Here is a 23231-nt window from a genome sequence, read left to right as displayed (position 1 = left end):
TCAGCGGACGAGGGTGAGCCTCGTGGACGTCCGGTGGTTCCGCGGGCCGCGGAGAACCGCCGTGTACACTCCACTGCCCACCGCCGTGCCGCTCTCGTCGAGACCGTTCCACGTCCAGTCGTGCCGGCCCGCCGGGAATTCGGCCGAGGCCAGCGACCGGATCCTTCGTCCGCGCGGATCGAAGACCGTCAAGGACCACTGGCCGGCGACCGGCAACGTGGCCGTGATCGACGTCCGCGGATTGAAGGGGTTCGGAGCCGCCGTCAACGGCGTGTTACGAGTCGTCGCAGGGGCATCGGTACCGGTGGTGATCGCGAAACGCGTCACCGTGGAGCGCCGCAGAGCGCCTGCGGGGTCGGAGGCCTCGACCGCCCAGTAGAGGGTGCCGGGAGCCAGCGCGACCGGGGGTTCGGCCGTGGTCTCGGTGCCCGCGTCGAAGACGATGGGGTCGGTCAGCAGGGGATCGGTTCCCACCAGCACCCGGTAGGTGATGGGGGTGTCGTCGTTGGGGTCGGTGGACGCGGTCCACTCGAAGCGCGGACGCGTGGTCGACAGCAGGGCATCCGTCACCGGGGCGACGGGCTCGGCCGCGTCGGGCGGGGCGTTGTAGACCACGCGGAAGAACGGACGATTCGACTCGGGCAGCGCTCCTCCGCCGTCGACACGCCAGAACACCTGCTGGCCCAGGCTGCCGGACAGGTCCCATCCGTCGGCCGCGAAACCCACACCGAACCAGCGGTCGGAATCGAGGCGGTCCTCGAGGTCCTCGACGGCGATCGGTCCCAGGTCGATCGCATGGGGGCCGGCGTCGAAGTGGTCGAGCGCATAGGCGGTTCCGCTGAAGCCCCGTGCGTCCTCGTACAACAACTGGCTCTGCAGCGAATTCAGGTTCGACCGCGGGGTCTGGGTGTCGGTCATGGCCGTGATCCCGACCATCTCGAAGGGAAACAGGTTGTGCTCCTTCACGCGGAACCAGACCTCGACGCGTTCGACCTGCCCCGACTGGAAACCCTCGGGCAGGGGCATGGCCATGATCCCGACCGTCTCCTGGGCGAGGATCCCCGTCTGGGCGTCGACGTAGCCGCTGACCATCATGTCGTAGGTCTGCGTCAGCGGGTCGTAGCCGTACTGCCAGCTGAAACCGTCGAGGGTGATCCGGGCCCAGGTGCCGGTGGCCATCCACTCGGAGGGATCGGCCTTGCCGGGCAGGAAGACGGTCGCGGGGACGTCCATCCAGGTCTCGGTCCGCACCGAGGTGCGGGACGCGGTGACCGGCGGCGCCACGAGGGCGTCCAGGAAGGGTCCCTTGCCGAGCGGCTCGGGACGGGGCGCGGCGTCGGCCCCGACGGCGGCGAGGACGAGCGAGAGCAACAGGGTGGCCGGTCGGAACACGGCGGTGGACCTCGTGGCAGCGGCCCCGGCGGGCACGGTGTCTTGACGCGGATGCACCCGTGAGTGTAGCACCCGGACACGCGGCACCGACGACGGCACGCGCACTCTCTTTCTCGCGGAGGCCCGCGATGGCCGACGATTCCTTCCGCTTCCTCCGTCCCTGGCACCAGTTGCTGCCCCCGGCCGGTGATGCGGTGGTGGCCGTGGCCGGGAGTGGGGGCTGCACCACCACCTTGCTGCGACTGCTCCGTGTCTACCGCGAGCGCGGAGCGAGGGTGCTGGTGAGCCAGACCACGGCGCATCCGGTGCCCTTCGCGTTGCGCGAGCAGCGGTGTGCGCCCGACCAGGAGGCGGTGCGCGGTTCCCTCGATGCCCACGGGGTGGCCTGGACGGGGGAGGGTGACGGCGATCGTCCTGGAGGTCTCGCCCCCGAACGGCTCGACGCGCTCGCGCGAGAGAGCGGGGCCGAGGTCCTGCTCGTCGAGGCCCAGGCATCGGCCGGGGTCGTGCTGCGTTCGGAGCCCGAGCCCGCGCCGGTGTGGCCGCGACGTCTGCAGCTGGCGCTGGCGGTGGGGAACCTTGCCGCGGTCGGGCGTCCCTACGGTCCCCGGACGGTGGTGGATGTGGACGAACCGCAGTTCACCGACGACGGAGACCCGCGACGGGTGCGCACCGAGGAGGTCACCCGCGCCGTGCGTTCGGTGCTCGCCACGGTCCCGGAGACGGCGCGGCCGCTGCCCTTCCTCACCGGCTTCGGCGCCTTCCGGGACATCGACGGGATGTTCGACCTGGTGCAGGAACTGGTGGACCCGCCGCGCCGCCCGGTGGTGTGTCTCGCCGAGCTCCTCGGCGACGAACGCCGCGACACGGCCGACGCTCGCGACCGCGCCGGCGAGTCGGAGTCGCCGTGGCACGACGACGAGCGGGTCTACGCGATCTACCCGGCGTGGCTGGACGAAAACGTCTGAAGGATCGGCCGCGTCGGCGGTTGTTTCCGCGGCGACGCCCGCCTATACTGCCGCCCGCCACCGCGGACCCCCGGGTCGGCGACGCCCCACGATCATGCCGCCGTGACCACGACGCACGCCCCTCCCGCGAGCGAGCGTGGGCCGTCGCGGTTCCATCCGTTCCTCCCGTCGCCCCGAGGTGCGGCGCGACGGCCGTCGCCTCGGAGAAGGAGCCCTCTTGGCCACGTCGACGATCGACCACGCACGCCCGCTCTCCGACCTGCACTTCGTCGCCTTCGACACCGAGACCACCGGGCTCGTGGCCTCGACCGAGCGCGTGATCGAACTCTCGGGCGTGCGCTTCTCCTTCGACGGCGAGATCGATCGCTTCGAGAGCCTGATCGATCCCCAGCAGACGATTCCGCCCGACTCCATCCGCATGCACGGGATCCAGGACGCGGACGTGAAGGGCCAGCCGCTCTTCGCCGACGCGGTGGGCGGATTCCTCGATCTGATCGAGGACAGTGTCGTGCTGGCCCACAATGCCGCGTTCGACGTGGGCTTCCTGGCTCACGAGGCACACCGGTCGGCGCGGAAGATGCCGCGCGTTCCGGTGGTCGACACCGTCGAGATCTCGCGCGCTCTGCGCGACGACCTGCCGAACCACAAGCTCGAGACGATCTCGAAGGCGCTGAACTGTCCCGCGCCGACCTACCATCGTGCCCTGGCCGACTCGGTCACCCTGATGAACGTCTTCCTCGGCCTGGTGGGCGGGATGGCCGACCGACCGTTGCACGAGCTCTTCGCGCTGACCTCCGGCGTGCTCACCTTCGGCCCCGACGAGCGGCTGTGGATGTGGTTGCCGCCCGAGCTGGGACCCCTGGAGGAGGCCCTCGTCTCCGGAGGGCGGGTCAACCTGCTGTACGAGCCCGAGGGGCGTCGCAGCGAGACGCACGAGGTCACGCCCCGCGGCTGGATCCGCCGCACCGGCGCGACGTTCCTCGTGGCGCGCTGCGAGCGCGACCACACCGATCGCAACTTCCGCCTGGACTGGATCACCCGGGCCCAGTACGCGCAGGCAACCCTCTTCTAGGACCGCAGGACGGATTCCATGACCACCCCAACCGCCAACGACCTCGTGCGTGAGGTCGAGTCGTCGCTCGAGAGCTACGAGCCGTCGAAGAACGTCGACGCCCAGGCCTATCGCGACCTGGCCCAGGCCGTGGCCAAACGTGCGGACGAGAACTTCCTGTTGCAGGAGGACGGGACCCTCTGGTTGCAGTTGACCGAGCGTTTGCTCGCCTGCGGCAGTACGCGGCGCGACGACACGATCGTCGTCGAGGTCATGGGGGGGAAGAAGGGAGGCTCCCGCGGGCACACCGTGGTGTGCACCTGCATGCCGGATCAGGCCTTCATCATCGATTCGGTGCGCCTGGCCTTCCGCCAGTTGGGCCTGGAGCTGTACTCGCAGGTCAATGTCGTCCTTCCCGTGGAGCGCGACACGGCGGGCAAGGTCGCGCGCATGGGCGACAGCGTCGGCGACGACGGAACGCTCGAGAGCTGGGCCTTGTTCGAGGTCGACTCGATCGCAGATCCCAAGCGTCGGCGCGCGCTGAAGCAGGACGTGACGGACCGCCTCCGGCGCGCGCAGGCCGTGGCGCGAGATTTCCGCCGCCAGCTGCGCCAGCTCAAGGATCTGGTGAACCAGGTGGAATTCCTGAGCAGTGTCCAGCCGGACCGGCGCGAGGAGCTCGACGAAGTCCGTCACTTCCTCGAATGGTTGAGCGAGGATCACTTCGTCTTCTTCGGCATGACGCCCGTCGATGTCCGGGGCGAGCCCACGGGCGAGGCACTGGGTCTGTCGCGCCTCCGCGAGGATCCGTTCTCGCATTCCTATCCCGATGCCAGGCGTTGGTTGAAGAGCACCTCGAAGCGTGGGCCCCTGGTGCACATCAGCAAGACCTCGGAGGAGAGCGAGCTCCACCGCAGCGGCAAGATCGACGAGATCCTCGTGCGGACCCACAGCGATCGCGGCGAGGTGACCGGAGCCGTCGCGATCCACGGCCTGTTCACCTACCGGGCGATCCAATCGCGCGGGAGCATCGTCCCCATCCTGCGCGAGAAGCTGAACGAAGTGGTGCGGCAGGAGGACGTGACACCGGGTAGTTTCAATTACAAGGCGATCGTCAACGCCTTCAACTCGCTGCCGGTGGAGTACCTCTTCGGAGCGGACCCGAACGACATCCGTGAGCTGATCCGGCGCACGTTGGCTGCCGATCGTGCCCGTAAGCTCGAGGTGTACCTGTCCCTCGGATCCTCGAAACGTACGGCCTTCGTGTTCGTGGTGATGCCCCGGGCACAGTTCAACGACCAGCGCCGGGAGCGGATCCAGGAATACCTCATGCGGACCCTGGAGGCGAACTACGCCGACCACCGCGTGCTCCTGCACAGCTACGGCGTGGCCGTCGTCCACTTCTATCTGACCAGCCCACGACGCATGAAGGCGCCGTCCATGAAGGACGTCGAGGCCGAGATCGTCTCGCTGTCGGCCACCTGGGAGGACCGGCTGCGCGACGCATTGCTCGACACGCTCTCCCGCGACGAGGCCATGCGCCTGTACGGTACGTATCACGGAGCCTTCAGTGGCCGGTACCAGCTCTCGACGGCGGCGTCGCAGGTGATCATCGACCTCTTGAACCTCGAGGCCATCCGGCGGGGCTCGGGACTCGATCTGGCCCTGTACCGCGACGAGGAAGACGTCGAGCAGGGCACCATGAAGCTGCGGCTGTACTCCGACCACGACCTGATGCTGTCGGACATCATGCCGATCCTCGACAACTTCGGTCTGCGGGTCGTCAACAGCTTCTCCAACCACGCACGTCTGGACGAGGGCGTGACGCTGACGCTCGAGACCTTCCGGTTCGAGCTCCCGGACCCGGCGCTCGCGGACGATCCGCAGCGACAGGGGGCCTTTCTCGACGCACTGCGTGCAGTCTTCCGCGGGGACATGGCCAACGATGCCCTGAACCGGGTGCTGATCCCGGCCGGCCTCGACTGGCGGCAGGTGGTGATCCTGCGCAGCTACCAGGGCTACGCCAAGCAGCTCGGCAACATGACCACACCGGGATCGGTGTACCGGGTCCTGGTCAAGCACGCACCGATCGTGCGCAGGATCGTGGAGCTGTTCGAAGCCAAGTTCGGCCCGGCCCGCAACGGCCGGGTCCCGGCCAGGCCCTCGGCACGCCGCCGGAAGACCGCCGACGCGCTGCTGGGCGAGATCATCGAAGCCGTCGATCGCGTGGAGAGTTCCAACGAGGACCGCGTGCTTCGGATCTTCGTGAATCTCGTCGACGCGACCCTGCGCACCAGCTTCTACGCCCGGGATCGTGAGTATCCGAGCGTGGCGCACAAGTTCGACTGCGCACAGGTGGCTTCGATGCCCGACCGTCGTCCCTGGCGCGAGATCTACGTGCACCATTCGAACCTCGAGGGGGTGCATCTCCGCGGCGGGCGGATCGCGCGCGGGGGATTGCGCTGGAGCGATCGTCTCGACGACTTCCGCACCGAGATCCTCGGTCTGATGACCACGCAGATGGTCAAGAACGTGGTGATCGTGCCCCTGGGTGCGAAGGGGGGCTTCGTGGTGAAGCGTCTGCCGAGCGATCCCGCCGCGCGCCGGGCCGCTGCCGACGATCACTACGAGATCTTCATCCAGTCGCTGCTCGACCTCTCGGACAACCGGATCGAAGAGGAGATCGTCCCCCCGTGCGATGTGGTCTGCTGGGACGAGCCCGATCCCTACCTGGTGGTGGCCGCCGACAAGGGGACCGCGCACCTCAGCGACCGGGCGAACGCGATCAGCGAGAAGCGGGCGTTCTGGCTGGGCGATGCCTTCGCCAGCGGTGGCAGCAACGGCTACGACCACAAGGCGATCGGGATCACGGCGCGCGGAACCTGGGTGGCCGTCCGCCACATCCTGCGCGAGGCCGGGATCAATGCCGAGACCGACGAGTTCACCGTGGCCGGGATCGGCGACATGGGTGGAGACGTCTTCGGCAACGGTCTCATCGAGCACCCGACGATCAAGCTCCAGGCGGCCTTCAATCACCTGCACATCTTCCTGGATCCCGACCCGGACCCGAAGAAGTCCTTCAAGGAGCGCAAGCGGCTGTTCCGGGCCAGGAGCTCGGGGTGGGACGCCTACGACACCTCGGTCATCAGCAAGGGCGGCGGCATCTTCGACCGCCACGCCAAGCGGATTCCCCTGTCGGCCCCGGTGCGGCGGATGTTGGGCGTCGAGGAGACGGAGATGAGCGGGTCGGAGCTGGTGCGGACGATCCTCCGCATGCCGGTCGACCTGCTCTACAACGGAGGGATCGGGACCTACGTCAAGGCCAGCCAGGAGTCCCACGCCCAGGCGGCGGACCCGGCGAACGACTCCGTTCGGATCGACGCGTCGGAGCTGCAGTGCAAGACGGTGGGTGAAGGAGGCAATCTGGGCCTCACCCAGGCAGCTCGGATCGAGTTCGCGCGCAACGGCGGGCGCATCAACACCGACTTCATCGACAATGCCGGCGGCGTGAACATCAGCGACCACGAGGTCAACCTGAAGATCCTGTTCGCCACACAGGTGCAGGCCGGCCGTCTGTCGATGCGTAGTCGAAACCAGCTCCTGCCCGACATCGAGCCCACCGTCACCCAGGACGTTCTCGTCGCCCAGGGTGACCAGGCACGCATGCTGTCGCTCGACGAGCGGCGGAGCCGCTTCGACCTGGCCCCCTTCGACCGCGTGATGGACGAGATCGCCCGCTACTTCTCGTTGTCGCGGCGGCAGGTGGACCTACCGCCGGTGCGCGAGATGGACCGGCGCATGGCAGAGGGCGAAGCCCTCACGCGTCCCGAGCTGGCCACGCTCAGCAGCTTCGTGAAGATGCGGCTCTACGAGGAGCTGCTCGAGGATCCGAAGCTCGACATGGAGGGGTTGCTCCCCGCGCTCCGGAACTACTTCCCCGCGAAGGTCCGCAAGCGCTTCGCGAAGGCCGTCGACGAACACTCGTTGCGCCGCGAGATCGCGCTCACCCGACTGACGAACCGGATCGTCGACCACACCGGCTGCACGTTCTTCCACGAGATGCACGCCGATTGCGGTGCGAACTCGCGTCAGACCTTCGAGGCCTACTCCTTCCTGAGCCGAGCCGCCGATCTGTGGCGTTTCAAGGACGAGCTCTGGAGCCTGGGCTGGAAGGTCGAGGTCGAGGTCCTGTACGAGGCGCTGTTGATCGTCGAGCACGCCCTGCGGCTCGGGACCCGGCATCTGCTCGAGCACTGGTCCGAGGCCGAGATCACGGCCGGTCTGCGTCAGACCGGGCCGCACTCCCGCAAGATCCTGGGACTGGAGTCCGACGTCGAGTCGGTGCTCGACCAGGTCTCGCTGGAGCGGGTGCGGGAGCGCGTGCTCCGGTTCACGGAGGCCGGGATCCCCGGCGAGATGGCCACCCGGCTGGCGCACGTGCGTTACCTGCCGCGGGCGCTCGTCGTGCTCGACCTCGCCGGCCAGTGCAAGCGCTCGGCGAAGGCGGTCGCGGCGGACTACTTCGCGCTGGGTCGTGCCTCGCGTCTTTTCGACGTGATCCGTTGGATCGACGAACTCCGGCCCGACGCCTACTACGACGCGCTGGCCTACCGGGCGCTGCGCCGAGAGCTGCACGAGCTGCTCAGCCGGCTGGTCCTCCGTCTGCTCCCCGTCTCGGGATCGGCCCAGAAGAAGCTCGAGAGCCTCGGTCCCGGTCGCGAGGCCTTCGCCCAGCTCGAGCGGATCCCGCCCGAGCAGCTGGGTCCGGCGGCGCTCATGGTGGTGGTGCAGGACATGCGGCAGGCGCTGGGCCAGACCTGACCACGGTCCGGTCGCGGGAACTTCCGTGCTGCCACGGTGTTGTCCTGATCGACCCGGTGTTGCGGGCACCGTCGATCCGGTGCGCGGGCGACGCCGGAGTTTGACGAATCGCGAGGCGTGACACTACCTTCCCGCGTTCCGCGTTCCCCGAAGGATATGCCGACACCGTGTTCCCGAGGATCGTTCCGATTCCGCGCACGATCCGAATCCGGAGGTTCCGACTCGCCATGACCATCGAATTCCGCCGGGTGACGGCGGCCGTCGCCGTCGTCGTCGCCGCGACGCTCGCCGCGGCCCCCGCGCAGGCCCAGTGCAGTCCGAGCGAGCTGAGCACGGCTCAGCAGAGCTACAGCACCGCCTACCAGTTCGTGCAGGCCAACCAGTGGGCCGAAGCGATCCCCTCGCTGGAGAAGGCCGTCGAGTCCTGCCCGGAACACTGGGAGAGCGTCGAACTCATGGCCCAGGCCAAGATGCGCACGCAGTCCTTCACCGAAGCCGGCGACTGGTACGCCAAGCTGATCGAGGGCAAGTACGACGGCGTCCTGGCGCGCGTCGAGAACCGGATCCTGGCGCCCTACGGCTTCGTCCTGCTCAAGAACCGGAACTGGCGGGAGGCCGAGAAGGTCTACGAGGCCGTGCTCACGCACGATCCCGCCGACAAGGACGCGCACGAGAGGCTCGTGTACGCGTACACCAACAGCGATGATCTGCGCAACGCGATCGAGCATCTCGAGGCGCTCTACGCCATGGAGACCGGGGCGAAGCAGCAGGAGATCGCCAACCGTATCGGCAAGGCCTTCGAGACGCTCGGCGAGCCGATCTCGGCCAAGCAGTGGTACGAGCTCGGCGGTGGCGGCTCGACGGGCATGTTCAAGATCGCCCTCGACCATTTCAATCGGCAGGAGTGGCAGGAGGCCGCCGACGCCTTCCGCGGTTTCCTCGACAAGCGACCCGAGAGCGCGGCCGCCTGGAAGAACCTGGGTCAGAGCCTGCAGCAGCTCGGCAAGCTCGAAGAGGCGGTCGATGCCTACCAGGAGGCCCTGGATCTGCAGCCGGATCGCTACGACGTGGCGAGCAGTCTCGGATTCCTGTACTCGGACCTGAACCAGTGGAACAAGGCGGCGGCCCTGGCCCAGGACGCTCTGGCCAACTGGGCCGACGAGGTGCCCGAGAAGGACAGCATGTACTTCCTCATGGGCAAGATCCTCGAGAAGCGCGACGCGAACTACCGGGAGGCGATCCGGATGTTCGAGGAGGCCAAGGACGATCCCTACTGGGGAGAGCTGGCCGTCAAGGAGATCAACCGTCAGCAGCAGCTGATCGAGATCGAGCGCATGCAGAGCGGTCAGGGTCGCTGAGATCCGGCGGCGCACATCCTTCGAGAGGGCGGCGGGTCCGGAGGGGCCCGCCGCCTTCGTGTCGGCTCCGGTCTTGGAAAGTCGCCCCTTCGCTGGTAGCTTCCCGCGGATGCGCACCGAGAACCACGATCGGATCGAACTCCGTCTCCCTTCGCTGCCCTGTCGGATCGGCGTGCTGCCGGGGGAGAACGAGTGGACCCAGCCCGTCCGGGTGGAGCTGACCGTCGACCTGGATCTGTCGATGGCACCGGGCCGGGGTCTGGATTCCACTCTCGACTACGCCGGGCTGCACCGCGTCGTACGGGAGCGCGTCCTGTCGCAACGGTGGGACCTCGTCGAGGCCCTCGCCGGAGCCCTGCTGGAGGACGCCCTGGCCGACGAACGGGTCCGCCGGGCGCACGTCATGGTGGAGAAGTGCGCGCCTCCCCTGGGAATCGGCGCCGGGCCGGTGAGGATCCACATGACGCGATCCCGAGGGGGTGCCGGGTGATGCATCGGATCGTGCATCTGGGTCTGGGCAGCAACCAGGGTGACCGTGCGGCCCACCTGCGGGCCGCGGTGCGTGCGATCGCCAACTGGCCGGAGGTCGAGGGCCTGGACCTGAGTCCGGTGTACGAGACCACGCACGTCGGCTCGGAGCCCGGTCCACTCCATCTCAACCTCTGCGTGGCACTGCACGGGGCGCCGGCCGCCGACGAGATCCTCCGGCGCGGACAGGGGCTCGAGCGGGGAGCGGGGCGCGCGGTCAACGGTCACATGCGACCCCGTCCCCTGGACGTCGACCTGCTGCTCGACGGTGCGGTGCGGAGCTCCGATCCGCGGCTGACCCTGCCGCATCCGCGGATGCACGAGCGGCGATTCGTGCTGCAACCGTTGTACGATCTGGATCCTTCGCTCACCATACCGGGCGAGTCCGAACCCCTGGCCGCGCTGCTCGAACGCGAGGACGTGGCCCGCCAGTCGATCGAGCGGGTCGAGGTCGAACTCGGGCCGGATCCCGGCGACGGTGCCTGAGGTCTGACCGCCGGAGTGGAGGCGACGTGGACTGTCCGTGGCGGAGCATCGCGATCGAGGGCGTCATCGGGGCCGGCAAGACGAGCCTCGCCCGCATGCTGGCCGAGGAGATCGGCGCCGACCTCGACCTCGAGGTGGTGGAGGAGAATCCTTTCCTGAGCCGCTTCTACGAGGACCGGCGCAGCCATGCCTTCGTCACCCAGATGTTCTTCCTGCTGAGCCGCTACCGGCAGCAGATGGCGCGCACGCAGATGGACCTGTTCGGACCGCGCGTGGTGGCGGACTACCTCTTTGCCAAGGATCGCATCTTCGCTAACATCACCCTCGACGAGGACGAGCTGCGGTTGTACGAGCGTATCGCCGATGTCCTCGACGAGAAGATCCCGCGTCCGGAAGTCGTGGTCTACCTCCAGGCGAGCACCGAGGTCCTGCTGCGGCGCATCGCGTGGCGCGGTCGGGCCTTCGAGCGCAACATGGATCCGGAGTACATCCAGACCCTGAACGAGGCCTACAACTACTTCTTCTTCCACTACACGGAGACGCCCCTTCTCGTCGTCAATACGAACGATCTGGATTTCGTCCGCAATCGTCGCCACTACGAAGACCTGCGGAACAACATCGTCGAGCCCTTCACGGGCACGCGTTACTACGCCCCCTCGTGGTCGTGAGCGGACATGAGCAAGCGCACCCTCCATCATCTGAAGCAGGCGCGGAGTCGCGGTGAGCACATCGTGGTGGTCACCGCCTACGACCACGCGAGCGCGCGGATCGTCGACCGAGCGGGAGTCGACGCGATCCTCGTGGGGGACAGCCTGGGCATGGTGGTCCAGGGGCACGACAGCACGCTACCGGTCACGCTCGACGACGTGGTCTATCACACGCGCTGCGTGACTCGGGCGAAGCCGCGTGCCCACGTCGTGGCCGACCTACCCTTCGGAACCTTCCAGCGTGGACCCGCCGCCGCACTCGACGCGGCGATCCGTCTGGTGCAGGAGGCCGGAGCCGAAGCGGTCAAGGTCGAGGGTGCGGGTGCGCGCCTGGCGAGCATCGAGTCGATCGTCGGGGCCGATGTCCCGGTGTGGGGGCATGTCGGGCTCACCCCGCAGTCCATCCACGCCTTCGGCGGCTATCGGGTCCAGGGCCGGGCCGAGGACGCCGGGCTGCGGGTGTTCGAGGCCGCGCGGGCCGTGGAGCAGGCGGGCGCAGCGGTTCTGGTCCTCGAGTGCATCCCCCACGCACTGGCGGCCGACATCACGGCCGCGGTCTCGATTCCCACGATCGGGATCGGGGCAGGACCCGAGTGCGACGGACAGGTGCTGGTCTTCCACGACCTCCTCGGGTTCGACGATGCATTCCATCCGCGTTTCGTGAAGCGTTATGCCGATGCCCTCGGTGACCTGACGGGCGCGGTGCGCGCTTTCGCCGACGAGGTCCGTTCGGGGGCCTTCCCGACGCTCGACCACAGCTACGAGGGCGCGGCCGAGGTCGAGGCCGACGAGGCGGAACGTGACGGGTGAGACGGTGCCACCCCGGGAGCACCGCCCGGCGGTCTGGCAGACCGTGGCCGAGGCCCGACGCGGACTCGAGGGCGTCGCGCCCGTCGTCCTCGTCCCCACCATGGGCGATCTCCACGAGGGTCATCTGGACCTGGTCCGCGCCGGCCTGCCGATCGGTCCGGTCGTCGTGAGTGTCTTCGTCAATCCGACCCAGTTCTCACCCGGCGAGGACTACGAGCGCTACCCGCGACGCCTGGAGAGTGACGTCGAGCGTCTCGGCGAACTCGGCGTGCACGGTGTCTTCGCTCCCGTGGTCGACGAGATGTATCCGCCCGGCGATTCCACGCGTGTCGTCGCCGGGCCCGTGGCCGAGCCTCTGTGCGGACGTCACCGCGAGGGCCACTTCGTCGGCGTTGCGACGGTCTGCACGAAGCTCTTCGTGGTGCTCCGGCCGCAGGTGGCGGTGTTCGGCGAGAAGGACGCGCAGCAGTGCATGGTACTGCACCGGTTGGTCGCCGACCTGCGCTTCGACGTCGACCTGGCCTTCGTGCCGACACGGCGCGAGACCGATGGCCTGGCCATGAGTAGCCGCAATCGCTACCTGCAGGACGAGGAGCGCCACACGGCCCGTGCGCTGTCCGAGGCCCTGGCGATCGGGGAGGAGGTGCTCGGCACGGGCGAACGCGAGGTCGTCACGGTCGAGAGCGCCGTGACGGAGCACCTGCGCGATCGCGGAGTCGACGTCGACTACGCGGAGTTGCGCCGCGTTCCGGACCTGATACATCCGGAGCGGGCCACCGGACGCATGTTGCTGGCGGTGGCCGGTCGCGTCGGCGCGGCACGATTGATCGACAACCATTGCTTCGTGATCGACGGGCACGACGTGCGTCGCGCTCCGTTGCTCGACGAGCACACGCCCGAGGCGGTCCGTCGCCGGTGGGCGACCGAGACCGACTGAACCCGAAACCGGTCAGGAGACCCATGCAAGACCTCTACGCCGTCGTTCTCGCCGCGGGCAAGGGCACGCGCATGAAGAGCGACCTCGCCAAGGTTCTCCATCCACTGGGCGGCAAGCCTCTGCTGCGTCACGTTCTCGAGGCCCTTGCCCCGCTCGAGCCGGCGAAGACGGTCGTCGTCGTGGGCCATCAGGCCGGCGACGTGGCGGCGATCAGTGTCGGCGCCGGCGTGACCACCGCTCTGCAGGCCGAGCAACTGGGCACGGGGCACGCCGTGGACATGGCCCGGCCCGAGCTCGAGGGACATGACGGCGTGACGCTCGTGCTGTGCGGCGACGTGCCGCTGTTGCGCACGTCGACGATCCGTGATCTGGTTGCGACCACGCGTGAGAAGAACGCGGCCGCGACCGTCCTCACGGCGATCGCCGAGGACCCGACCGGCTACGGCCGGATCGTGCGCGACGGCGACGGACGCGTTCGTGCCATCGTCGAGCACAAGGATGCAACCGACGAGCAACGGACGATCCGCGAGTACAACACCGGGACCTGGTGCTTCGACAACGGCCACCTCTGGTCGGTCCTGTCGCGGCTCGACCGGGACAACGCGCAGGGCGAGTACTATCTGACCGACGTCGTCGAACTGCTCGTCGGCGACGGCGAGGTGGTCGCCGCCAGCGTTTGCGAAGACGAGCGCGAGGTGCAGGGCGTGAACACCGTCGACGACCTCGAACGCGCCCGTCGCGATCGCGAGGCGATGGGGGACGAGCGCGCGTGAACGCCCTGCGGGTCGTCCTTCTCGTGGCCCTCGCCGGCAGCGCGCTGTCCATGGGACTCGCCGTCCTGCGGTCGGGGGGGGCGACGACGGTGCCGACACTGCGCGTCGAGGTCCTCAACGCGTGCGGCGAGAACGGCCTCGCCCGTCGCGCCGCGCGGCAGCTGCAGGAGCTCCGGCAGGACGTCGTGGGAGTGGACACGTGGACGGGTCACGAGTTCGCAACGAGCTTCCTGATCGACCGCCGGGGCAAGCCGGCGCTGAGCCGGCGTCTCGCCGAGCGGCTCGGGCCGTGCACGGTGATCCTCGAACGGACCGAAGACGCCCGCGCCGACGTCAGCCTGGTGCTCGGCCGCGACTGGGCATCGCTGGACCTGTTCCGGAAGGTTTCCGGTCCTGACTTCGCCCGTTGACGCCCTCCGGATCGGTGCTATGTTCGCGCGCGTCCGGGGTCGAGCCGGCGAGGTGCGCTCGTGCATCTCGGACTCGACGGGCCGGCAGGTGGCGAGCGGGAGGTTCTGACCTGGCGCGGAGATCAGCGGGCTTCCTGGCTCTCACCTTCTTTGTGGGTATACTGGTGGGGAGCGTTCTGGGGCAGGCAGTCGGTCTGTTCGTCCCCGAGGACAGCGTGGCCCACGAGCTCTTCGTCCAGTACGAGAGCTTCGGGTTCGGGCCCATGCCGATCGATCTCGTCGCGTTCGACGTGACGATCGGGCTGTTCGTTCACGTGAATCTGATGAGCGTGATCGGCATCTTCCTCGTGGCTCAGATCCTGCGCTGGATCCGTTAGGACCGTGTCGGCGTAGGAGTCGAACCCAAGCCTCCGTCGCGAGCCCCCGACGTGTTCTCCCGGCCCACGACCTCGGCACTTCGACGTCGGACCTCCCCCCCGGCGCGCGAAGCGGTAGGAGACGATGACGATGTTGGCAGCAATGGTGTCGCAGGTGTCGACGAACGCGGCCTCGGCCGGCTTCGCGATCATCCCGAGCTTCGGTTGGCAGGAGACCCTGCTGATCTTCGGGGTGATCCTGCTGATCTTCGGCCCGCAGAAGCTGCCGGAGATCGCCGATGCCCTCGGTCGATCGATCCGCAAGTTCAAGTCGGCCACCCGCGAGATCAAGGGCGACATCGAGAGTGATCCGACGGAGCCGCGCAAGGACGGCCCGAACCAGCGAGACTGATCGCAACCGGCGTCTCCCTCGGCCTTCCCGGATCCACATCTCGGCATTCGCCCCTTCCGCCGTCGCGAGCTGCGCTTCGGCTTCGTGGACGTAGGTCCGAGAAGGGGGACCCGTGAATCTCCAGCAGCTGATCTCGTGGTTGCGGTCCGACGAGTCGTTCGGTCGCAACGTTCGCCTGTGGCACACCGTGCCCGCGGCGGCGGCGCGCACCGTCGACTTCCCCGAAGCCCTCGATCCGCGCCTGCGGAGCGCTCTGGTCGAGCGGGGGATTCCGTCGCTCTACACCCATCAGGCCCGGGCCATCGAACAGGCCGAGGCGGGCCGCGACACGGTGGTCGTGACGCCGACGGCCAGTGGGAAGACGCTCTGCTACAACCTCCCGGTCCTGCAACGCTGTCTCGGCGACCCCGAAGCGCGGGCTCTCTACCTGTTCCCGACGAAGGCGCTCAGCCAGGACCAGATGAACGAGCTCCACGGCCTGATCGAGGCCATGGAGGCCGACATCAAGACCTACACCTTCGACGGCGACACCCCGGCGGCGGCGCGGCGCACGATCCGCAGCAGCGGGCACGTGGTGGTCACCAATCCCGACATGCTGCATCAGGGGATCCTTCCGCATCACACCGCGTGGGTGAAGCTCTTCGAGAACCTGCGCTACGTGGTGATCGACGAGTTGCATCACTACCGCGGTGTGTTCGGCAGCCACGTGGCGAACGTGATCCGTCGCCTGCAGCGGATCTGTGCGTTCTACGGCAGCAATCCGACCTTCATCTGCTGCAGCGCGACGATCGCCAATCCCGAGGAGCACGCGGCGCGTCTGCTCGGCCGGCCGGCGAAGCTGGTCGACGACAACGGCGCGCCGCGGGGGACGCGGCACCTGGTCTTCTACAACCCACCAGTGGTGAACGCCGAGCTCGGGATCCGGCGTTCGGTGATCAAAGAGGCGGTGCGGATCGCGCGACCCTTCCTGGAGACCGGCGTCCAGGTGATCCTCTTCGGGCGCAGTCGGGTACGGGTGGAGTTGCTCCTGACCTATCTACGGCAGCAGATGGTGAAGCTCAAACGCCCTGCCGATCGGGTGCGCGCCTACCGCGGCGGATACCTGCCGAACGAACGGCGCGCGATCGAGAAGGGCCTGCGCGACGGCAAGGTCTTGGCCGTGGCCAGCACCAATGCACTCGAGCTCGGGATCGACATCGGCCAACTCGACGTGTGCATCATGGCCGGCTACGCGGGGACGGTGGCCAGCACCTGGCAGCAGGCCGGCCGTGCGGGTCGACGGCGCAGCGAGAGCATGGCGATCCTCGTCGCGAGCAGCGCGCCGATCGACCAGTACGTGATCGAGCATCCGGAGTTCTTCCTCGAGTCCACGCCCGAGCAGGCGATCATCGATCCCGACAACCTGGCGATCCTGCTCAACCACCTGAAGTGCGCGGCCTTCGAGATCCCCTTCGCCCACGACGAGCGCTTCGGCGACAACAACGCCACCGGCGAGATGCTGCAGTACCTGGCCGACAACCGGGTCTTGAGCCGCAGCGGCGACAAGTGGCACTGGATGGCCGACACCTATCCGGCCGAGGACGTCTCGTTGCGCAGCGCGGTGGTGGAGAACGTGGTGATCGTCGACACCACGCGGCAGCGGCAGGTGATCGGCGAGACCGATCTGCTGAGCGCGCAGCTCCTGCTGCACGACGACGCCATCTACCTGCACCAGGGCCGCCAGTACCACGTCGACCAGCTCGACTGGGAACGCAAGGAGGCCTACGTGCGCGAGGTGAAGGTCGAGTACTACACCGACGCGCAGAGCAAGGGCGAGATCCACGCCCTCGACGAGTTCGAGCGCGAGCCCGAGCGACTCGGCGCGCGGGCCCACGGCGAGATCGGCCTGATCACGAAGGCCACCATGTTCAAGAAGATCAAGCTGGGCACGCACGAGAACCTGGGCGCCGGGCGCATCCACCTGCCCGAACTCGAGCACCACACGACCAGCTACTGGTGGCAATTGCCGCCCGAACTCGAGGACCGGATGCGGGCCGAGGACCTGAGCCTCGGCGACGGCCTGAAGGGCCTGGCGAACCTGGTGGCGCAGGTGGCACCGTTGTTCCTCATGGCCGATCCCGCCGACGTTCGCAGCGTGCCCATGATCAAGTCGCCGATGACCGGTGGTCCCACGCTGTTCGTGTACGACACCTACCCGGGCGGCGTCGGCTTCAGCCGCAAGCTGTTCGATCTGCACCCGATCGTGCTCGAGGCGGCGCACGAGAGGCTGCATTCGTGCGCCTGCGAGCACGGCTGCCCGAGCTGCGTGGGCAGCGTGCTCGAGGCCGGCGATCGGGCGAAGAGCAGCACCGCGCGCCTGCTCGCCCTGGCCCGTGCCGACGAGGATCACGACCACCGTCAGTTGATGATCGCGGGATCCTGACGTGAAGAGCCTGCGCGAGCGCCTCGCCCAGTTCGACCGGCCGCCCCGGAGGACGGCCGTGGCCGGTGTCGTACGTGGGAACGAGCCGCTGCGTGCATTGCTCGACCGCGGGGCACGGTGGGTCGGATCCGCGCCGGACGGATACCTCCGGATGGAGGCCGACGTCGACGGTCTGGCTCCGCCGCACCAGGTCGTAGGGGCCCGGGCCTGCCGGCGTCTGGCTGCCGTGGAACCCCTCGGCGACCACTGGGTCGTGCTCGACACCGAGACCACCGGCCTGGAGTCGGGGACGGGAACCTTCGTCTTCCTGATCGGCCTGCTCCACTGGTCTCCGGAAGGGGCACGACGGGTGCAGCTCTTCCTGCCCGAGCCCGCGGGGGAGGAGAGCCTGTTGTCGGCGCTGGTCGAAGAGTTGGCCGACGCCGATCTGATCGTCACCTACAACGGTCGCAGCTTCGACGTTCCGAGGCTCCGGACCCGCCTCCGTCTGCAACGTCTCGACGCCGACGTCCTCGAGCGACCGCATCTCGACCTGGTCCATCCCGCACGCCGGATCCTGCGTACGTGGCTCGCCGGGGTGCGCCAGGTGGATCTCGAGTATCATCTGCTCGGCCTCGATCGCGACGACGATCTTCCGGGTTCGCACGCTCCCGAGGTCTACCGGACGCTCCTGGCCGATGGTCTGGACGCCGGTCTCGGCGAGGTGGTCGACCACAACGCACGCGACGTCGATCGGCTCGCCCGGCTGGCCACGTGGTTCGCCCGGTGCGTCGGCGACGATCCGCCGGAGGGGTTGCCGGGATCGGCCCGGATGGCCGTCGCGCGGCTGCTCGCGCACCGCGGGGAGTCCGACGAGGCCCGGGTGCACGTGTGCCGGCTGGTCGAGGACTCCGATCGGGCGGTCGCCCTGGCCGCGCGCCGGATGCTGGCGCATCTCCTGCGGCGGCAGCGCCGCTTCGCCGAGGCGGCGCGGGAGTGGGAGACGATCGTGGCGGCCGCACCTCTGGACGTCGACGCCCACGTGGAGTGGGCCAAGCTCTGCGAGCACCGACTCGGCGACCTCGAGCGGGCACGAGACGTCGTGCAGCGCGCACTCCGGGCGGCGATCGATCGGCGTCGGCTGGACCCGTCGGCGCCGGCGAGGCGGGCCGATCTCCTGCACCGCCTGCAACGGATCGAGAGGCGACGCGGCCGCGGAGGAGGGATCGACGGTGTCGGCGCGCACTGACGACCTGACCGTCGCCCACGACCACCGGATCCGGGCCCGGATCCGCGCATCGTTGATCTCCCTCGTGGTGGCCGTCGTCCTCTTCGGGGTGAAGTTCTGGGCCTGGCACCTCACGGGGTCGACCGCGATCCTCTCCGATGCTCTCGAGTCGATCGTGAACATCGTGGCGTCGGCCGTGGCGGCGTTCAGCGTCTGGTTCGCGTCGCGCCCCGCCGACGAGAACCACCCCTACGGTCACGGTAAGGTCGAGGACTTCTCCGCCGGTTTCGAGGGAGCGCTCATCGTCCTGGCCGCGGTGGGGATCCTGATCAGCGCCGTTCCGCGTTTCTTCGACCCCGCGGTCCTGGAGCGGATCGACTCCGGTCTCCTGCTCGTGTTCGCAGCTGCCGTGGTGAACCTGGTCCTCGGACTGTTCCTGGTGCGCCAGGGTCGCCGCCACTTCAGCCGTGCTCTCGAGGCCGACGGTCGGCACGTGCTCGCCGACGTGATCACCAGTGCAGGGGCGATCGGCGCGCTGATCGTCGTGTCCGCGACGGGTTGGCTCTGGGTCGATCCTTTGGTGGCGTGCCTGATCGCCGGCCAGATCCTCTTCTCCGGGTTCGGGTTGATCCGTGAGTCGGTGGGGCGGCTCATGGACGAGGCCGATGTCCACGTCCTCGACCGCGTGTCCGAGCGACTGCAGGAGAGCCGCCCCCCGCACTGGATCGACGTCCACGAATTGCGAGCGTGGTGGGCGGGGGACGTCATGCACGTGGACCTGCACATGGCCCTGCCGCGCTACTGGAGCATCGAGCAGAGCTACGCCGAGGCGACGGCCCTCGAACAGGAGATCGGTCGCGCGGAGGGCCGGCGTAGCAGCGTCGTCGTGCACGTCGATCCCTGCCGGCCGCGCATGTGCCCCGAGTGCGCGGTCGAGAACTGTCCGGTGCGGGCCTCGGAGTTCGTGGGCCACCGCGTGTGGACCAAGGAGCACCTGGTCCGGACCGTTCCGCCGGAGATCCCGGCCGAACGCGGCGAGGCGGAATCGACCCCCGACGCCAGGTCACGGCGCGACGGGTGATCCCGCGGCGGGCCGTGGCGCCCGCGCCTCGTGCAGATCCGTTGTGAAAATGTGATGTGCGGCCGTTCGATTCCCGTTCGGCTCTCGAGAGAGGCTCATCGCCGTGGCTCCGGCTGGTCCGGGATGGTACGGTCGGGCCGATCGCCGGTGTCGCTCCCGATCGCGCCGATCGATCCGCAACGGATCGTGTCCCCCGGTGTGCGCCGCCCCCTCGCGCGAATCTCGCCAATCCAGTCCCGAGGAGTGTTCATGAAACGGGTTCCTCCCGTCCCGGCATTCGGCATCACGATCGTCACTCTCGCCCTCCTGTGCGCCGGCACCTTCGCCAGTGCCCAGACCCGCACGTGGTCCCCGGTGCAGCAGGGCTTCTCGCAACAGGCGTCCGACGTCACCACCTACGCACCGGATCGGGTCCTGATCCGGCTCACCCCCGAGGCCACGCGGACCGTCCGTTCGGCACTCGGTCGCTCGATCGGCGGCTCGGGGATCGGTTCGACCGGTGTCCTCGCGCTCGACCAGAAGTTCCGTCGCCACGGAGTGCAGAGCGTGCGTGCGGCCTACGCCCTGCCCCAGCGGGCGGAGAAGGCACGGCAGTTGGGTGTGGATCGATGGATGATCGTCGACACCGATGGTGGTGTCGATCCGGCGGTGATCGCGCGAGACCTGCGCGAGACCGTCGACGTGGAACGCGCAACCGTGGACTGGCGCGCCTTCCCCGCGGCCGTCCCGAGCGATCCGATGTATCCCGACCAGTGGGGACACGACAACACGGCGCAGATGCTGTCGTACGACTGGGCGACCTTCAGCCACGAGAACGGCGAACCCGTCGGAACGGTCGGTTTCGATGCGAACGCAGAGCTCGCGTGGGATCAGCCACAGGTCTACGGCGCCACCGATGTCGTCGTCGCGATCCTCGACAGTGGTGTCGACGTGAACCATCCCGACCTGCGTCTCGTGCCGGGCTACGACTTCGGTGACGACGACAGCAATCCCGACGACGACAGTTCGAGCCCTGGACACGGCACTGCCTGCGCAGGCGTGGCCGCGGCGATCGCGAACAACGGCCTGGGCGTCGCGGGGATCGCCGGTGGCTCCAGTGTGATGCCGGTGAAGGTCGCCGACAGCAGTGGCGCCATGTACTTTTCGTACATCCAGAACGCCCTGTACTGGGCTGCCGACAACGGTGCCGACGTCATCAGCATGAGTCTGGGCGCCGCGATCAGCAGCGATCCGGCCACCGACACCGCGCTGCAGTACGCCCACGACGCGGGGTCGGTGATCCTGGCCGCCACCGGGAACGAGAACGCGAGCACCATCAGCTATCCCGCCGTCCACGACGTCGTGATCGGAGTGGGGGCGGCCTCGCCCTGTGGCGATCGCAAGCGGAGCAGCAGCAGCCGGACCGAGGTCAACTCGGGTGTGAACACCGATCCCAACGGCTACACCTGTGACGGTGAGCGTTGGTGGGGCTCGAACTACGGCTCGACGACTCCCGACGATCGCGGCGCCGTCGACGTCATCGCTCCGACGATCCTGCCGACCACCGATATCAGTGGTTCCGGTGGCTACGCGGCCGGCGACTACGACATGTGGTTCAACGGGACCTCGGCCGCGACGCCCTACGCGGCAGGAGTGGCCGCGCTCGTGATCTCAGCCGACCCTGCGAAGACCCCGCTACAGGTGCGCGATGCGCTCACCAGCACCGCGCAGGACATCGTGAACGTCGAGTCGGTGACCGGTTGGGACCGCTACTCGGGGTACGGCATGGTCGACGCGGCGGCCGCCGTGGGTGCGGGTTCCGAACCCGTCGCTCCCGTGGCCGCCTTCTCGTCCGACACCACGAGCGGCACCGCTCCCCTGACGGTGAACTTCACCGATCAGTCGTCGGGCGCTCCGACCAGCTGGAGCTGGGACTTCGGCGACGGAAGCGTGTCCACGGTGCAGAACCCGTCGTACACCTACGACGTGGTCGGCACGTACACCGTGTCGCTGACCGTGAGCAACGACGTCGGCACGGACACCGTCACGCAGACCGAATACGTGACCGTGACCGAGCCGGGTTCGGCCACCGTGGCCACGGCGCTCGAGGACCTGCCCGTGCTGGGGACCGTCAGCGGAAGCTATCTGGATACCCACAGCGCCGATGGCGTCTCCGAGGTCGTCACCGAGACCCTCAGCGACAATCATCCGCGCAAGGTCACGAGCTGGGCCGAGCACCAGTGGCGCTTCGATCTACCCGTGGGGGACCAGGTGACGCTGACGGCCCGGGCCTCACGCTCGACCGGCGACGACGACTTCGTGTTCGCCTGGTCGACCGACCAGGCCACGTGGAACACCGCGTTCACCGTGGCCAGTGCTGCCGCGAGCGACTACAGCGCCACGCTGCCGGCCGGAACCAGCGGGACGGTCTACGTGCGCGTCGTCGACACCGACCGGAGCTGGGATCTGACCAGCCTCGACGCCATCAGCGTCGACGCCCTGGTCTTCGAGATCGGCGGCAGCACGCCGACCGCTCCGGTTGCTGCCTTCAGCGGCACGCCGACGTCGGGAACCGTGCCGCTGACGGTGCAGTTCGCCGACGAGAGCACGGGGACACCCACCAGTTGGAGCTGGGACTTCGGTGACGGCACGACCTCGGTCGAGGCCAACCCGAGCCACACCTACCAGGCCGTGGGGACCTACACCGTGTCGCTCACCGTCAGCAACGACATCGGTAGCGATTCGATCACGAAGACCGACTACGTGACGGTGTCCGATGCGCCGGTGGGCGGGACCATGTCGGTGGCCACGATCGCGGTCACCCGGAAGGTCGCCGGACCGAACAACGCCGGTCAGGCCACCGTCGTGATCCAGGACTCCGGCGGGGCTCCGGTGGCCAACGCGACAGTGACCGGTGTGTTCACCGGTCCGGTCGGAGGCACCTTCAGTGGTCTGACCCAGTCCGACGGCTCGGTCTTCTTCGAGACCGGCAAGACCAGGAACGCTTCGGGCGAGTGGTGCTTCGAGGTGACCGACGTCACGCACGCGAGTCTGAGTTACGACGCGGGTTCGAACGCAGTGACCAAGGCCTGCGAGAGCGGCAACGTGTTCGCGGCCGATGCCACGCGTGTCGATCGAGGGCTGCACGCCGCGCCGAACCCCTTCAACCCGGCGACCGAGATCAGCTTCTCGCTCGATCGACCCGGGCGTGTCGAACTCCATGTGTTCGATCCGCGCGGACGCCGGGTGTCGACGTTGGTCGATCAGGTGATGCCCGCGGGCGAGCGTCGCCTGACCTGGCAACCCGATCGCCTGTCGAGCGGGGTCTACTTCCTGCGGTTGGTCACGGAGGAAGGGACACAGATCCGGCGTGCGGTTCTACTGAAGTAGTAGGTTCTGCCTCGATGATTGTTCATGGCCCCGGATTCGCAAGGATCCGGGGTCATGCGTACCAATCGACCGACGAACGGTTGGACGCCTCCCCACTGCCCCAACCGTAACTGCAAGTACCACAATCATTCCGGCGGCCCGTG

General features: G+C 68.3%; 18 protein-coding genes. 17 read left to right on the top strand and 1 reads right to left on the bottom strand.

Annotation, left to right across the window (positions count from 1 at the left end; genetic code table 11):
* Positions 1-1392, bottom strand: coding sequence for a FlgD immunoglobulin-like domain containing protein (locus VKA86_11770; protein ID HKK71889.1), 1392 nt, complete (start codon positions 1390-1392; stop codon positions 1-3).
* Between the two features lie 128 nt (positions 1393-1520).
* Here VKA86_11770 and VKA86_11765 point away from each other — a divergent pair, with 128 nt between their 5' ends.
* The 17 genes from VKA86_11765 (at position 1521) to VKA86_11685 (ending at position 23088) form a co-directional block, all read left to right on the top strand.
* Entirely contained in the window at positions 1521-2360 is an 840-nt protein-coding gene (locus VKA86_11765) for a hypothetical protein (GenBank protein HKK71888.1), read from the top strand.
* A gap of 217 nt (positions 2361-2577) precedes the next feature.
* The gene (locus tag VKA86_11760) at positions 2578-3432 is read left to right on the top strand and encodes an exonuclease domain-containing protein (protein HKK71887.1); all 855 of its coding nucleotides are present in this window, start codon (positions 2578-2580) and stop codon (positions 3430-3432) included.
* Positions 3433-3450: 18 nt separating this feature from the next.
* Entirely contained in the window at positions 3451-8232 is a 4782-nt protein-coding gene (locus VKA86_11755) for an NAD-glutamate dehydrogenase domain-containing protein (protein HKK71886.1), read from the top strand.
* A 227-nt stretch (positions 8233-8459) separates the two neighbouring features.
* Positions 8460-9590: a tetratricopeptide repeat protein gene (locus VKA86_11750; GenBank protein HKK71885.1), complete on the top strand. Its 1131-nt coding sequence runs from the start codon at positions 8460-8462 to the stop codon at positions 9588-9590.
* Between the two features lie 109 nt (positions 9591-9699).
* Positions 9700-10080, top strand: a complete 381-nt coding sequence (locus VKA86_11745) for a dihydroneopterin aldolase (GenBank protein HKK71884.1) — start codon at positions 9700-9702, stop codon at positions 10078-10080.
* Positions 10080-10604 (top strand): 2-amino-4-hydroxy-6-hydroxymethyldihydropteridine diphosphokinase, encoded by a 525-nt coding sequence (gene folK / locus VKA86_11740; protein HKK71883.1) that lies wholly within the window; start codon positions 10080-10082, stop codon positions 10602-10604. The genes VKA86_11745 and folK overlap by 1 nt, the downstream gene beginning before the upstream one ends.
* A 26-nt stretch (positions 10605-10630) precedes the next feature.
* Positions 10631-11272 (top strand): deoxynucleoside kinase, encoded by a 642-nt coding sequence (locus VKA86_11735; protein HKK71882.1) that lies wholly within the window; start codon positions 10631-10633, stop codon positions 11270-11272.
* Positions 11273-11278: 6 nt separating this feature from the next.
* Positions 11279-12121 (top strand): 3-methyl-2-oxobutanoate hydroxymethyltransferase, encoded by an 843-nt coding sequence (panB, locus tag VKA86_11730; protein HKK71881.1) that lies wholly within the window; start codon positions 11279-11281, stop codon positions 12119-12121.
* A complete protein-coding gene (panC, locus tag VKA86_11725) occupies positions 12111-13058 on the top strand; it encodes a pantoate--beta-alanine ligase (GenBank protein ID HKK71880.1) in 948 nt (315 codons plus the stop codon). Before panB ends, panC begins: the two co-directional genes overlap by 11 nt.
* A gap of 23 nt (positions 13059-13081) precedes the next feature.
* Complete coding sequence (locus tag VKA86_11720) at positions 13082-13831, top strand: NTP transferase domain-containing protein (protein ID HKK71879.1); 750 nt, start codon at positions 13082-13084, stop codon at positions 13829-13831.
* Positions 13828-14241, top strand: coding sequence for a LytR C-terminal domain-containing protein (locus VKA86_11715; protein HKK71878.1), 414 nt, complete (start codon positions 13828-13830; stop codon positions 14239-14241). Before VKA86_11720 ends, VKA86_11715 begins: the two co-directional genes overlap by 4 nt.
* A gap of 164 nt (positions 14242-14405) precedes the next feature.
* Positions 14406-14618, top strand: coding sequence for a DUF4321 domain-containing protein (locus VKA86_11710; GenBank protein HKK71877.1), 213 nt, complete (start codon positions 14406-14408; stop codon positions 14616-14618).
* Between the two features lie 130 nt (positions 14619-14748).
* The gene (locus VKA86_11705) at positions 14749-15009 is read left to right on the top strand and encodes a twin-arginine translocase TatA/TatE family subunit (GenBank protein ID HKK71876.1); all 261 of its coding nucleotides are present in this window, start codon (positions 14749-14751) and stop codon (positions 15007-15009) included.
* Between the two features lie 112 nt (positions 15010-15121).
* Positions 15122-17431, top strand: coding sequence for a DEAD/DEAH box helicase (locus tag VKA86_11700; GenBank protein HKK71875.1), 2310 nt, complete (start codon positions 15122-15124; stop codon positions 17429-17431).
* Between the two features lies 1 nt (position 17432).
* Positions 17433-18659, top strand: a complete 1227-nt coding sequence (locus VKA86_11695) for a ribonuclease H-like domain-containing protein (GenBank protein HKK71874.1) — start codon at positions 17433-17435, stop codon at positions 18657-18659.
* On the top strand, positions 18643-19719 hold the full coding sequence (locus VKA86_11690; GenBank protein HKK71873.1) for a cation diffusion facilitator family transporter: 1077 nt from the start codon (positions 18643-18645) through the stop codon (positions 19717-19719). Before VKA86_11695 ends, VKA86_11690 begins: the two co-directional genes overlap by 17 nt.
* A gap of 249 nt (positions 19720-19968) precedes the next feature.
* Entirely contained in the window at positions 19969-23088 is a 3120-nt protein-coding gene (locus VKA86_11685) for a S8 family serine peptidase (GenBank protein ID HKK71872.1), read from the top strand.
* Positions 23089-23231: the final 143 nt, after the last annotated feature.

This window comes from Candidatus Krumholzibacteriia bacterium, from assembly GCA_035268685.1.
GTDB lineage: Bacteria > Krumholzibacteriota > Krumholzibacteriia > JAJRXK01 > JAJRXK01 > JAJRXK01.
The sequence above is the reverse complement of the archived record's forward strand: the minus strand, read 5'-3'. Positions and strand labels throughout refer to the sequence as shown.

Bases quoted from the DNA above. Each gene is read 5' to 3' on its own strand.
- VKA86_11720 (HKK71879.1), top strand. From the start codon at position 13,082: ATGCAAGACCTCTACGCCGTCGTTCTCGCCGCGGGCAAGGGCACGCGC.
- VKA86_11705 (HKK71876.1), top strand. From the start codon at position 14,749: ATGTTGGCAGCAATGGTGTCGCAGGTGTCGACGAACGCGGCCTCGGCC.
- VKA86_11685 (HKK71872.1), top strand. From the start codon at position 19,969: ATGAAACGGGTTCCTCCCGTCCCGGCATTCGGCATCACGATCGTCACT.
- VKA86_11765 (HKK71888.1), top strand. From the start codon at position 1,521: ATGGCCGACGATTCCTTCCGCTTCCTCCGTCCCTGGCACCAGTTGCTG.
- VKA86_11750 (HKK71885.1), top strand. From the start codon at position 8,460: ATGACCATCGAATTCCGCCGGGTGACGGCGGCCGTCGCCGTCGTCGTC.
- panB (HKK71881.1), top strand. From the start codon at position 11,279: ATGAGCAAGCGCACCCTCCATCATCTGAAGCAGGCGCGGAGTCGCGGT.
- folK (HKK71883.1), top strand. From the start codon at position 10,080: ATGCATCGGATCGTGCATCTGGGTCTGGGCAGCAACCAGGGTGACCGT.
- VKA86_11745 (HKK71884.1), top strand. From the start codon at position 9,700: ATGCGCACCGAGAACCACGATCGGATCGAACTCCGTCTCCCTTCGCTG.
- VKA86_11755 (HKK71886.1), top strand. From the start codon at position 3,451: ATGACCACCCCAACCGCCAACGACCTCGTGCGTGAGGTCGAGTCGTCG.